This is a genomic window from Paenibacillus sp. ALE3 (assembly GCF_054113405.1).
Genome location: NZ_CM134214.1, coordinates 2,885,472 through 2,898,815 on the forward strand (window position 1 = coordinate 2,885,472; position 13,344 = coordinate 2,898,815).

10 protein-coding genes are annotated in these 13,344 nt (G+C 45.1%); 2 read left to right on the forward strand and 8 right to left on the reverse strand.

Translation table 11 applies throughout. The annotated features are described in order from the left end of the window. Positions 1-10: 10 nt before the first annotated feature. The gene (locus ACXHJ2_RS12400) at positions 11-979 is read right to left on the reverse strand and encodes an ABC transporter permease (protein WP_165079949.1); all 969 of its coding nucleotides are present in this window, start codon (positions 977-979) and stop codon (positions 11-13) included. A 254-nt stretch (positions 980-1,233) separates the two neighbouring features. Between ACXHJ2_RS12400 and ACXHJ2_RS12405 the strand changes: the two genes are divergently transcribed. Beyond that, positions 1,234-2,124, forward strand: coding sequence for a hypothetical protein (locus ACXHJ2_RS12405; protein ID WP_165079950.1), 891 nt, complete (start codon positions 1,234-1,236; stop codon positions 2,122-2,124). A gap of 167 nt (positions 2,125-2,291) precedes the next feature. Here the strand turns inward: ACXHJ2_RS12405 and ACXHJ2_RS12410 are convergent, their stop codons facing one another. The 4 genes from ACXHJ2_RS12410 to ACXHJ2_RS12425 form a co-directional block, all read right to left on the reverse strand. Continuing rightward, entirely contained in the window at positions 2,292-3,149 is an 858-nt protein-coding gene (locus tag ACXHJ2_RS12410) for a DNA-binding protein (protein ID WP_165079951.1), read from the reverse strand. A gap of 177 nt (positions 3,150-3,326) precedes the next feature. Continuing rightward, entirely contained in the window at positions 3,327-3,773 is a 447-nt protein-coding gene (locus ACXHJ2_RS12415) for a GNAT family N-acetyltransferase (protein WP_058710476.1), read from the reverse strand. Positions 3,774-3,897: 124 nt separating this feature from the next. Next, positions 3,898-5,397 (reverse strand): UxaA family hydrolase, encoded by a 1,500-nt coding sequence (locus ACXHJ2_RS12420; protein WP_165079952.1) that lies wholly within the window; start codon positions 5,395-5,397, stop codon positions 3,898-3,900. Between the two features lie 17 nt (positions 5,398-5,414). After that, a complete protein-coding gene (locus ACXHJ2_RS12425; RefSeq protein WP_165079953.1) occupies positions 5,415-6,908 on the reverse strand; it encodes a tagaturonate reductase in 1,494 nt (497 codons plus the stop codon). A 314-nt stretch (positions 6,909-7,222) separates the two neighbouring features. On the opposite strand from ACXHJ2_RS12425, the gene poxB reads away from it, so the two are divergent. Then, positions 7,223-8,947 (forward strand): ubiquinone-dependent pyruvate dehydrogenase, encoded by a 1,725-nt coding sequence (gene poxB / locus ACXHJ2_RS12430; protein ID WP_165079954.1) that lies wholly within the window; start codon positions 7,223-7,225, stop codon positions 8,945-8,947. Positions 8,948-9,034: 87 nt separating this feature from the next. On the opposite strand, the gene ACXHJ2_RS12435 is transcribed toward poxB, so the two are convergent. The 3 genes from ACXHJ2_RS12435 to uxaC form a co-directional block, all read right to left on the reverse strand. Next, positions 9,035-10,039: a LacI family DNA-binding transcriptional regulator gene (locus tag ACXHJ2_RS12435; protein WP_025679019.1), complete on the reverse strand. Its 1,005-nt coding sequence runs from the start codon at positions 10,037-10,039 to the stop codon at positions 9,035-9,037. A gap of 87 nt (positions 10,040-10,126) precedes the next feature. Further along, positions 10,127-11,527, reverse strand: coding sequence for an MFS transporter (locus ACXHJ2_RS12440; protein ID WP_165079955.1), 1,401 nt, complete (start codon positions 11,525-11,527; stop codon positions 10,127-10,129). Between the two features lie 151 nt (positions 11,528-11,678). Further along, entirely contained in the window at positions 11,679-13,103 is a 1,425-nt protein-coding gene (uxaC, locus tag ACXHJ2_RS12445) for a glucuronate isomerase (protein ID WP_165079956.1), read from the reverse strand. Positions 13,104-13,344: the final 241 nt, after the last annotated feature.

The window sequence follows — 13,344 nt, forward strand, 5'->3', positions numbered from 1 at the left end:
CCGTCCTCCTTCAAAATAGAGAGGTATTATTCATCCGTTTGGTTACAGAATTGGCTATCAGCAGCAAAATGAGAGCAAGAACCGATTTCAGCAATCCTACCGCAGTAGAATACGAAAAACGTCCCTGCTGAATGCCCACCTGATACACATAAATGTCAACTACATTACTTGCACTCTCATTCAGCGAGTTACGCAGGACAAGAATTTGATCAAAGTTGGAGTTCAATATGCCGCTAACCGCTAAAATAAACAAAATGGATATTGTGCCCTTGATCGCAGGAAGTGTGACGTACCACATTTTCTGAAACCGTCCTGCTCCATCAATGGTGGCCGCTTCGTACATGTCCGTAGATACGCCCGCCATTGCTGCCAAATAGATAATGGCTGACCATCCAAGCTCCTTCCAAATATCCGAACTGACGACGATAGTCCAAAAATAGCCCGGCTCCGCTAAATAACTAATCGGCTGGTCGATCCAGCCCCAAGCTAGTAACAGTTGATTGATCAATCCGGTATCTGCCAGCCACGTGGTTAAAATCCCGCCAAGAATGACCCATGATAGAAAGTGAGGAAGATACGAAATGGTCTGAATGGATTTTTTGAACCGCGTAGACCGGATTTCATTCAGAAACAGAGCAAATACAATAGGTAACGGGAACCCGATCGCCAGCTTAAGCAGGCTAATGCCCAGTGTATTTTTGACAATATACCAGAAGTTATCATCCTCCAAGAAGGTGCGAAAATGCTCTAACCCCGCCCATGGTGCGCTTGATATAGTACCAATAATGTCAAAATGTTTGAAAGCAATCAAAATGCCGTACATCGGAATGTAATGGAAAATAATCATCCATACCACTCCCAGTAGTGCCATGGTCTGCAAATGTTTTTGCCCCCCCCATCTGCGGGCTAGTGACGTCCATCTCCCCGATCGAACCGATGGTTGTGGTTGTGGTTGTGGATTTTTCCATCCTGTACTCATACAGAAGACCTCCCTTCTCTATAATGTAAGCACTTACATTTATTATTTTAGGGGCTTTTGCTTCTAATGAGTAGTACTTGATTTTTTGATTTTGGTGTCTAAAGTTCAGGTGGAGATAGGACAATACGTAAAAAGTTTCTTCCAGACTTTGGATTTTCTATATCTATTAATTTACAAAAAAGACTATCAGGTGGTACGATAAGACTATATGGAATTCCAATCATTACCTATGACCTAGATCAGGAGGATTAAGAATGGAAGAATTGGTTCGTTCGATTCAGAAACAGGTTCGGATAAAAAGGTTTGCCTGCTGGGCAGGGCTCATCATGTTTGGCCTGTGTACTTTAGTTGGCATTGCAGCTGAGGAATGGTTTATGGCGCTCCTGGGACTCGCAATGACAGTCTTATCAATCTATGGATTAACCATGATGCGTGGTATGACGAAGTTTAATAAAGAGTATCAACCGGGAAAGGGATACGGTTATTATCGCCGTACTGCACAGCAAAAGCTGCGTTATTTGACTTGGGGACAATGGATACTCGGCGCCTTTATCGTCCTAATGTTCTTTGTATATCACGTCCGTCTTAGTGCTTTTCTTATAGCTATCTTGGGGATCTTGACCATTCAGTTCAGTATCAAAAAACGAATTAAAAATCATCAGGAGCCTGACGTCACAGAGTTGGATGAGTTTGTACGAATGGGGATTGTTTCTCCGCATGAGCAGACTATTGGAGTGTATAAAGATTTCCTGCACCTTAGCCATACGTTTCAGGGCAACCAAATTGTTATCGTTACAGACAAACGGCTGATATCTGTGTTTGTAGAGGAACAAGGACGTGCGCTGAAAACGGAAATGCTGCTATCGAGTATAAACAAAATACGTGCAATCGGTACGGGTTTTCAGGGTCAAGGTTTATTGCTGTCTGTAAGCAACCGTGACCATAACGAGCATCACATTCATAAGGTCGGGAAAAGTATTTACTTTTCGCCAGAGCAATTCGTGGGCTCCTTGCTACGGGCACTGGACGCAGCGTTAAAGATTGGATCATACAGTACGGAAGAAACATTCCCCGTTTACCAACAGACAAGGATTTCATTGCATCCATTAGAACAAAGTTTGTTGCACAAGCCTACCACTGCCTAAATATTCCTCGCAAAAAAAACCAATAGCAAGCAAGCCCTGATCTTAATGAGCTTACTTGCTATTGGGTTAATTAAAACAACTAATTTTCTACCATTTTCCCTTATTAATGATTGGCTCCATGATAAAACACAGTGATGAGATCATGACTAGTAACAAACACCAGCAAACTAAACAGACTGAGCGATAGCGGTCGTGAAATCAATTTTTTCATCCTTTAACACTCCTTTTAGAATCGTTATATATTGGTCTTGCTGTGTTGCTGTAGCTTGGGATCTGAAAATCTCAAATATAGCAGTACATTTTCTAAACTCATGCTCATGTTCCATACCCAGGGTATCGGACAGCTTGAGAGATTGCAGAATATAGCCCAACGCAACCGTAAACTGTCGCAGCTTTATATAATAAAGAGCCAGCTGATAGCAGAAGCGAAAATAATAGGATACATTCACAGGCTCTTCAAAATATTTGAAATCTTCAATTTGTTCGGCAAATGATTCAAGCACACGCTCTAAAGGATAGTCGTGTCTGGCCGCTCCCTCAACAATGGAAAGAAGCCCCGGTAACAGTTCTTCTGGATTGTCACGAAGAAATTGAACGTATTCCTGCAATACCTCGGAACGACCCGATAAAATATCAAGAGCATATAAATTGGCTCTTGCAGCATGGCGATAATATTCCACTTCTGCTTCTCCATACGAATCGAGACCATTAAACCAGCCCAACTCTGCATATTTTTCAATGCAATCTCGAGCGGCTTCATACTTGCCCTGTTTTTGGAAGGCCATGCCTTTCATAAGATGACTGTAGCCGTAGTAGTAGACTAACGGCCGTTTGGTATGTATGGGTTGTATAGGTTTCTTGCATGCTTTGTAGAGCTGCAACTCCTGATACTTCTGGTTGACATGGGAATACAGCTGGTCGCATAAAGCGATCATATTGGCACCATCCATAAATGAAAAGGACAGCTTAATCATGTTAACAAGTGTGTCTAGATCTGTGATGTCGGAGTGAACAAGATCATCCACCCTCCCCACCTCCTTGTCCGACTTTTGTACTCATCAAACAAAACATGATCTATATTCCAACTAAAAATAACTTAATTACGTATTTATTACGCAATTAAGTTATATCATAAAATCAGACATGTGGCAAGGAAATTATAATATATTCCAATTTTCAAAATGTGGATGCCTATAGAGCATTCATTTGTTCAGTTCCATATGAAGCAAAGGGAATGCCCGGCCTGATCCATCCAGCGCAGATCGTCCTGTTGGTACAAAGCCGTAATGTCTGTAGAAAGCATGCGCCTTCTCGTTTTGCTCATTCACATCCACTTTGAGGTGCGTCCCTTTTATTTTTTCAGCATGCTGGATGAGTCGGCTGCCTGTGCCCTGTCCGTGCCATTCAGGGTCGACAAACAGCATTTCTATTTTCTGCCCGTCCAGCCCGATAAACCCTATCGGCTCCTGAAGTACCGTACACTCCATCCAAACTTCAAGTTCTCTTAAAGCGCCGTTACTTATGATGTGATGGTAAAATTGAATGTCTTCTTCAGACAAAAATGTGTGCGTTTGGCGTACTGCCCGATGCCAAATATCTACGAGTTGATCATGATTTTCTTCCCGATAAGCAATAATTTTATGTTGCACTGTATTTCCCCCTTATGCGAATATCCATATAGCATATTTTGCAGTAAGTTTAACAGCGTATATAGAAGTATTCAAACACAAAAAAGGAAGCGGATCCATCCGCCTCCTTTAGGTTACAACCCCTTTACAACGTAACGCCATTTTTGAAAATAGCAAGCTCCCTGAAATTGTTTTTCTCATTATTCACCCAGGTTCCGCTGGCTACATCGATAATGTAATCGACAAAGTTGCGTAGCGCCTCTTCCATACTGACATCCTCCACCAGTGAACCAGCGTTATAGTCAATCCAGTGAGGTTTAGCCTTATATAACGGCGAGTTGGTTGACACTTTCATTGTCGGAACGAAGGAGCCAAAAGGCGTGCCACGCCCGGTTGTGAATATGACGAGCTGACAGCCCGCTGCAGCAAGAGCTGAAGAAGCAACCAGATCATTCCCCGGCGCGCTGAGCAGATTAAGTCCCTTGGTCTTGAGACGCTCCCCGTACTGAATGACATCGGTGACCGTGGAAGACCCGGATTTTTGTGTACAGCCCAGTGATTTATCCTCCAGTGTCGTGATGCCCCCTGCTTTATTGCCTGGTGACGGATTTTCGTATACTGGCTGCTTATAATCCAGAAAATATTGTTTAAAATCGTTAATCAAATGTACGATCTTATCAAATACTTGCTCATCGGCAGCGCGTTCCATTAAAATCGTCTCCGCGCCGAACATTTCGGGCACCTCCGTCAGTACAGTCGTTCCACCCTGTGCTGCCATATAATCCGACAGACGCCCAAGCAGTGGATTGGCAGTAATACCCGACAGGCCGTCAGATCCACCGCATTTTAAGCCGATGTTCAGCTCAGACAAAGGTACAGGCTCCCGTCGATCTTCTTGTACGGCCGCAAATATTTCATGGAGCAGCTTTACCCCTTCCTCCACTTCATCCGACACCTCCTGGGAAAGCAAAAACTTCACCCGCTCCGAGTCGTATTCACCGATGGCTTCTTTGAATTCTTTCATTTCATTGTTCTCACAGCCCAAACCAAGTACCAGAACGCCACCCGCGTTTGCGTGTTTCACGGCATCAATCAAAATCGTGCGCGTATGTGTATGGTCGTCGCCCAATTGAGAGCATCCATAGTTATGCTTGAGCACAAGTGCATTTTCAAAAGGTGAGATATCTCCCACTTCCTGCTTAAAACGATTTAAAATGAGTTCGGCAATTCCGTTCACACAGCCGACCGTCGGCACAATCCACAACTCATTGCGAATCCCTACACGACCGTCCTTTCGCCGAAATCCTTGGAACGTCCGACTCTCCTGTTCATATATATGAGGAGCTGGCTTAGGCTTGTAAGTATATTCCTCCACACCTGTCAGATTCGTTTTCGTATTATGCGTATGCACATGCTGACCTGCCTGAATGGGCTGAATGGCATGACCGATGGGATATCCGTATTTCAGGACATGCCCACCTTCAGGTATGTCCTGTAGCGCAATTTTGTGCCCACGCGCTACATCCTCGGCCAGCTCCACGCATTGTTCTTTTTGTGCTCCCCATGCCAGCGTTTCTCCCTGCTTGTAATCACGCAAAGCGACAGCCACGTTATCTTGATCATGAATTTGAATGAATTCCAGCATTCCAGTCTCCTCCTTGCTTATGCTCCGGGTACGCTGTTCCCGGTTAGAGAATCGAGCGTCTCCTTCATTCCTCTGCTTGTAATTTCATACACATGCTGCGCTGTTTGTTCAGCCAGCCCTTCAACCTGATTCAGATCTTGCCCCCACCATGTCTGTTTGCTGAGTACCTGCTCAGTCAATTGCTTCGCTCCGGCGAGAGTTCCGTCATAGGTACTCCACAGTTCGCCAAATGTGCTCAATACTTCCGCTTCGTCTGCCAATGCAATCGACTCGCCATTTCTGTCTCCCCGGTAGAATACGAGTAAGGACGCCAGCGAAAATACGATTTTGGCAGGCAACGCCTTGTGCTGTGCCACATACTGGAGCAAGGATGGCAAGTTCCGTGTCTTGAACTTGGACACCGAATTCAATGCGATGCTCATGACATAATGACTTACATAGGGATTACGGAACCGTTCAATCACATCGTCGGCATATACATTCAATTCCGCTGCTGGCGAGTCCAGTGTCGGAATAATTTCCTCTCGAATCAACGACTGGATATATTCGCCCATAACATCATGCTCGACCGCTTGCCCTACCGTATCCAGGCCATATAAATAGGCTACAGGTGTAAGCGCCGTATGTGCCCCATTCAAAATGCGCACCTTCCGTGTACGGTATGGCGCCATATCGTCGACAATTAGTACATTCAATCCGGCCAAATGAGCAGGTAATTCTTCTTTAAGCCACTGTGGCCCTTCAATAACCCATAAATGATACTGTTCGCCCACAACAACCAAATCGTCCTTGTAACCCAATTCCGCTTGGATTTCATGAATCCGGTCTTTGGGATAACCAGGTACAATCCGATCCACCAAACTGTTGCAGAACGTATTTGCTTCCTCTATCCATGCAATAAACTCAGCCCCAAGCTCCCATTGGTTCGCATATTTCAGCACGATTTCCTTGAGAGCGTCTCCATTACGGTCGATGAGTTCGCACGGAATAATGACCAGTCCCTTGCTTTGATCGCCCTCAAAAAATTGAAAGCGCTTGTACAGAAAGGCGGTCAGCTTGCCTGGAAAGCTTTTTTGCGGGCGATCTTCCAATTGATCCTCAGGTGCATAAGCGATTCCTGCTTCCGTCGTGTTCGAAACAATAAAGCGCAGTTCTGGCTTTTGGGATAACGCTTCATACTCCAAAAATTCCGGACCGTAAGGATTAATTCCACGGGTGACACACTCCACAACGGTATGCTCCTTCATGGCCTGCCCATCCTTAATTCCTTCAAGGATAACCGTATAAAGACCATCCTGCACGTTAAGTTTCTCCACAAGACCTCCTGGCTGCGGTTGTACAATCACAACCCCTGTATTCCATTCTGCCAGCTTATTCATTTTGTCAAATTGCCAGTCTACAAAAGCACGCAGGAAGTTCCCTTCCCCGAATTGTAGTACCCTCTCGGGATGCGGTTCTGTAATGATAAAGCTTTTTCTGTTTAATTGGTCTAATTCATCTACTTGTTTCATCCGGAGTAGCCTCCCACTAGTACCATAATGATTTCACCGTTATTTTATCATAATGCACACGTTAACAAAATAGTTTTATCAATATTTTTAGTTTTAAAAAATAATAATGACAATAATATGAACACGTTAACATATACGTTTATATAAAAATCTGCAAGTATATTGTCCTTCATGTGTTGTTTCGCACCTGTTCCAAGGCGGTTAAGGCTAACTATTACCCTCTCCCGAGACCTTGTTCATATATACATTTCAGCAGAATAGACGCAAGAAAGCACGGGTAGGATAACACTACTTACTAGGCAGGAGGAGCATCTATGAAGACAATCGCAGATACTATTGTACAAGTTTTGGTCAATGCAGGGGTCAAGCGGATCTATGGCATCGTTGGAGATTCATTAAATAATATGGTTGATTCCATTCGCAGCAATGGTCAAATTGAATGGATTCATGTAAGGCACGAAGAAGTGGCTGCCTTTGCAGCCGGAGCAGATGCTAATCTTAGTGGCAGTATTGCCGTATGTGCCGGTAGTAGCGGCCCCGGAAATCTGCATCTGATTAACGGTTTATATGATTGCCACCGCAATCGGGTGCCTGTACTCGCTATTGCAGCTCATATTCCAAGTGATGAAATCGGAAGTGAATATTTTCAGGCTACGCACCCCGAGCATCTTTTTGGAGAATGCAGTCACTTTTGTGAGGTAATTACGACACCGCGTCAAATTCCAAGAACAGTAACCATGGCTATTCAGGAAGCAGTTTCACGTTCAGGTGTTTCCGTCATTGTTCTTCCCGGTGACGTAGCAGCTTTGGAAGCGGAAAAAGTGCCCACTCCTGAACATGTCTATCACCCCACAGCACCTGTCGTCCATCCGTCCGCTTCTGAAATTTCCCGGCTGGCCGAATATTTGAATAACGGTAAACGAATTACGTTGCTATGCGGCGCTGGCTGTGCTCAATCTCACGACTTGCTTATGCAGCTATGTGACAAGCTAAAATCTCCCATGGTATCCGCTCTGCGAGGCAAGGAATATCTGGAATATGAAAACCCTTATTATGCTGGATTGACGGGACTGATCGGGTATTCTTCCGGGTACCATGCCTTGATGGATTGTGACGTCCTGCTCATGCTTGGAACAGACTTTCCTTATAGACAATTTTATCCTGAAGATGCGATTGTCCTACAGATAGATATAGAGCCGTCCCATCTCGGCAGACGCACTCCGTTGACGTATGGTTTATGCGGAGATGTAAAAGCAACGTTGGAAATGCTGCTTCCTCATTTAACGTCAGAGCATGATTCCAGGCATCTGGAAAAAACCGTCTCTCATTATGCCAAGGTACGCCAGGAGCTGGACGATCTGGCGGTTGGTAAGCCAGGTCATATGCCGATCCATCCGCAATATCTCGCCAAAGTTATTAGTGATACCGCCGAGGAAAATGCTATTTTCACTTGTGATGTCGGTACTCCCACAGTATGGGCAGCGCGTTATTTACAAATGAACGGTCAGCGCCGACTTCTCGGTTCCTTCAATCATGGTACGATGGCAAATGCACTGCCGCAGGCAATCGGTGCGCAGGCCACTGAGCCTGACCGACAGGTGATTGCCCTCTCAGGCGATGGCGGACTTACGATGCTGATGGGCGACCTGCTCACCCTAAAACAGCATCAACTGCCTGTAAAAGTTATTGTTTTCAACAATGGCGCTCTTGGCTTTGTCGAGTTGGAAATGAAAGCAGCCGGATTTCTGGAAAACGGGACTGAACTGGTTAACCCTGATTTTGGTGCTGTAGCGCAAGCCATGGGACTCAAGGGCATTCGGGTTGAAGATCCTACGATGTTGGAGGATGCCATTCAGCAAGCATTGGCTCATGACGGCCCTGTTGTGGTAGATGTGGTGGTGAACCGTCAGGAGCTGTCCATGCCACCTAAAATTAATCTTAAGCAAGCAGAGGGCTTTACACTGTGGATGATGAAAGCCGTGCTGAACGGACGCGGAGACGAGATTGTTGAACTGGCTAAAACCAATCTCTTTCGTTAAATACATGACGAAGCAGTGCTCATTTCAACAAAAAAGAGGCAGGAACAGTGCTTAAGCATTGTTCCTGCCTCTTTTACATAACAAAACTCAGCGTGGTCTGTCTGCCGTCGATTTCCGCTTCATGAGCGCGGTTTCCATAAATATAAGCTCGCCCTCATTGGACGGTGACTGAATTCGTTCCAGAATGCAAGCGGCTCCGCGCTCGCTAATCTGCTCAATCGGTCTTTTGACCGTCGTTAATGGTGGAGTCGTATACATCGAGAAACCAATATCGTCAAAACCAATGACAGAGATATCCTCTGGTACTTTCAAGCCGTTTTCAAATACCGCATTCATCGCACCAATAGCCATATCATCGTTAGAGCAAAACACCGCTGTCGGTGGTTCTTTCAAGGCAAGCAGCTGCTTCATTGCCAGACTTCCGCTTTCAGTATCATAGTGGCCCTGCACGATATATTCGTGTCGGATTGGCTTACCACGATCAATTAATGCATTCATGAAACCCTCGCGGCGTTGCTGGGTCGATTTGAAGCCTTCTACCCCCTCGATGATCGCAATGCGTTCATGCCCGCTTTCAATGAGAAAGGAAACAGCTTCATAGGAGCCTTCCTTATCATTAGAAATCACATTTACAATCCCGGCTCCGGACACCTGCCGGTTCAGTACAACTAGCGGGATGCCTTGACCTAGTACATGATAAATAAAAGGGTTGTCCGCTTCGCTTTGGCTCATCAGAATGATGCCATCAAAACGCTTGCGATGAATAGCAGAAAAATCAGCGTAATCGTCAATTCCTCGCACAAACAGATTGTAATCCACCCCGATGACGTTATTAACTCCACGGATGGTATCCGCAAAAAAGCTGGAGCTGGTGCCTTCAGAAATACTGGTGAAAAACAGGCCGATCGTATGCGAGCGCTGGAGAACCAGGCTTTTAGCATTGTAATTTGGAATGTAATTGAGTTGCTCTGCCAACTCCATAATTTTGCGTTTCGTATCTTCTTTAATCAGCGGGCTGTTATTGAGCGCCCGGGAGACGGTTGTATGGGAAACATTAGCCAGTTTGGCAATGTCTTTAATAGTAGCTGCCATATACGTATCCTTTCCTTAGTGAGGCTCTAAAAAGATTATATACCCACCATACCACAGGAGCCGCCCGGAAAAGAAGACTTTCACAAATTATACGCGGTTGTCCGCATGTCGACGCTGTAATTCTTGAACCATTTCTGCATGTCTGCTGTCCGTCAGCTTGTACATTTTACCGATTACCAGCATGGCCAAAGCCAAGGCAACAGCCGGATAAAGACAAAGCAAGGCTTTGATTCCAAGCAACGTTCCAGAGGATTGAACCACGTTCGGTACATACCCGATAAGCGCCAGTCCAATACCCGATAGAAAGCCAGACAAGGATTGAGCCAATTTACGTGAAAAGTTAAATAGTGAATAGGTAATCCCTTCCTTGCGCTCCCCGGATGACCATTCGCCGTAATCAATAATATCGGACACAAATGCCCAGGTAACCCCGTTGGGAATACTAATACCAATGAACGAAATACTCGCAAGAATTGTGAAAATATATACGTTGGAAGGCATCAAAAAGTTAATGGAATCGGCTATGACGCTAACCAGCATTCCCAAGATGGCTGTTTTTCGTTTACCAAAGCGCCGTACCAGTTTGGGCAGGAACAATACACCCAGCAGCGACGAACCGATAATAATAAAATTCATATACGCCATTAATTCTACATGCCCCAAATTATATTCGGCAAAATAGATCAACAGTGCGGACTTGATATTGTAAGCGGAAATGGTGAAAATCGTCATTAAAACAAGTACCAGCAAGGGTTTATTATTCGTAAAGGTATGCACAATCACGCCTAAAGATAACTTCTCTTTTGGCCCGGACTGGCTAATGATACGTTCTTTCGTTCCACGGTAACATATGATGAAAGCGATCACACCAATGAATGACATAATCCCCATGACCACCGGATAGCCGACATGATGGTTAGGAAACAATAAAATAAGCGGCATGACCACGACACTGGTTACGAATAATGCGCCTAGTGATCCTGCCTGACGGAAAGATGACAACGAAGCACGTTGCTGAGTATCCTGCGTAATGGCAGCACCCAGCGAGCCGTATGGAATATTAACAATAGAGTAGCCGATCCCCCAGATCATATAGGACGCGTAGGCGTAAATGAGTTTGCCTGTGGGTGAAATATTCGGCGAAATAAAGGTAAGAATCGTAAGAATTGCAAGGATAACGCTTCCAACGATAAGAAAAGGTCTAAATTTTCCACGTGTACCGATATGTTTGCGATAATCAACAAAGGACCCGACAATAGGATCACAGACGGCGGCAAACAGCTTGCTGACCAAGAAAATGCCCGCGGCGGCTCCAGCAGAAACCCCTGCTACATCCGTAAAAAATTTCAGCAAATACAGCTGCCCCAAATCAAACATGAATCCGTTTCCAAAGTCACCCATACCATACGAAATCTTTTCTTTCAGGCTAATATGCTCACCTGTCTTGTTGTCAGTTTGGACGCTCTCCTGCACGATAGGCACTCCCATACCTACACACTCCTCTATACTTGTAATTATTTTCACATATTCATTGATATCTATTTTGTTTTTCAATGGCTCTTGCCGGGAGTTTGGTACAAGCTCCTAGCAAGAGCTTCTTTTCTCTGAAGTTAGTGAGTTCTCACTTTAGAGAGTAGCATCACTTACTATGAACAACCGTTGGGAAGTTAAAATATTGCTCGGCGTTATTGTAGCAAATATTTTGTACCATGGCTCCGAGCAGTTCCAGATCCTCAGGGGCCTTGCCTTCCTGAACCCACGTTCCGATTAAATCGCAAAGGATACGGCGGAAATATTCATGACGTGTGTAGGATAGAAAGCTGCGGGAATCCGTCAGCATGCCAATAAAGCGGGACAGCACTCCGTAATTAGCCAGCAGCTTCATCTGCTCCTGCATGCCTTCGATATGGTCGTTAAACCACCATGCGGTACCAAACTGGATTTTCCCTACTGTACCGCCGGATTGGAAACTGCCTGCGAGACTTGCCAATACTGGATAGTCAACCGAATTAAGCGAATACAAAATGGTTCTCGGCAATCCTCCTGCCAGTTCCTGTGCGTCCAGCAATGCTGCCAGTGGACGAGCGAGGGAGCCATCATTTACAGCATCATAGCCTGTATCCGGTCCCAATCGACGGAACATCGCAGTGTTGTTGTTACGCAGCGCATGAATATGGTACTGCATCGCCCAGCCGTGTTCTGCATACTGTTTGCCAAGGAAGACCAGAACGTACGACTTATATTTCGCCTCTTCCAAAGGAGTCACATGACCTTCCTCCAGCGCCTTGCTAAATATGGATGCTGCTTCCTCCGGTGTTGTTTCTTCAAAAACTACAGTATCCAGAGCATGATCAGATACCCGGCCTCCGGCAGCATGAAAATGGCGCACCCGGCTTGCCAGCGCATTCAAAAATCCTTCAAACCCGGAAACGTCCAATCCGCTGACTTCACCCAATCGAGCCACCCATGGCTGGAAGGTTTCACGATTAATTTCCAAAGCTTTGTCGGGACGGTAACTTGGCAACACAGCTACTGGGAAATCGGCCAGCTTGCTAATTTGTTTGTGGTATTCGAGATGGTCGGTCGGATCATCTGTGGTGCACACCACAGTTACCTTTGAGTTCACAATCAAATCACGTGCCCCATAGCCCGGTCCTTGCAGCTTTTGGTTTACCTTTTCCCAGATCACAGGTGCGTTCTGTTCATTCAGCAACTCATAGACACCAAAAAAGCGTTGAAGCTCCAAATGCGTCCAATGGTACAGCGGGTTACCGATCAATGTAGGAACAGTTTTGGCCCAAGCCAGAAACTTGTCATAATCTTCACCATCACCCGTGATCAATCGCTCCTCGACCCCATTGGCCCGCATAAGTCTCCACTTGTAATGATCACCGTACAACCAAGCTTCCGTAATATTCTTGAATTTTTTATTTTCATAAATTTCTTGTGGACTTAAATGACAATGATAGTCAATAATCGGCATATCCTTGGCATACTGATGATACAAGGTTTCAGCCGTTGGATTGCTCAACAAAAAGTTTTCGTCTAAAAACGTTTTGGTCATTACTTTCTCATCCCTTCTATAATCATGTTTCTTAGCTATTTGTTAACGTTAACAAAAATACCCGAGACACCACTTTCCTTTTAACAATTACATTGTCCATAGCAGTAAGAAATCCATATGATTTGTACAGGGCAATACAGCTATAATATGATACCTGTACATCATGTCATACTGGTTTACTTCACCTTAAATTTAATGTTTACGTTAACAACAATTACATTGTAACCGCTATCCTTTGTAG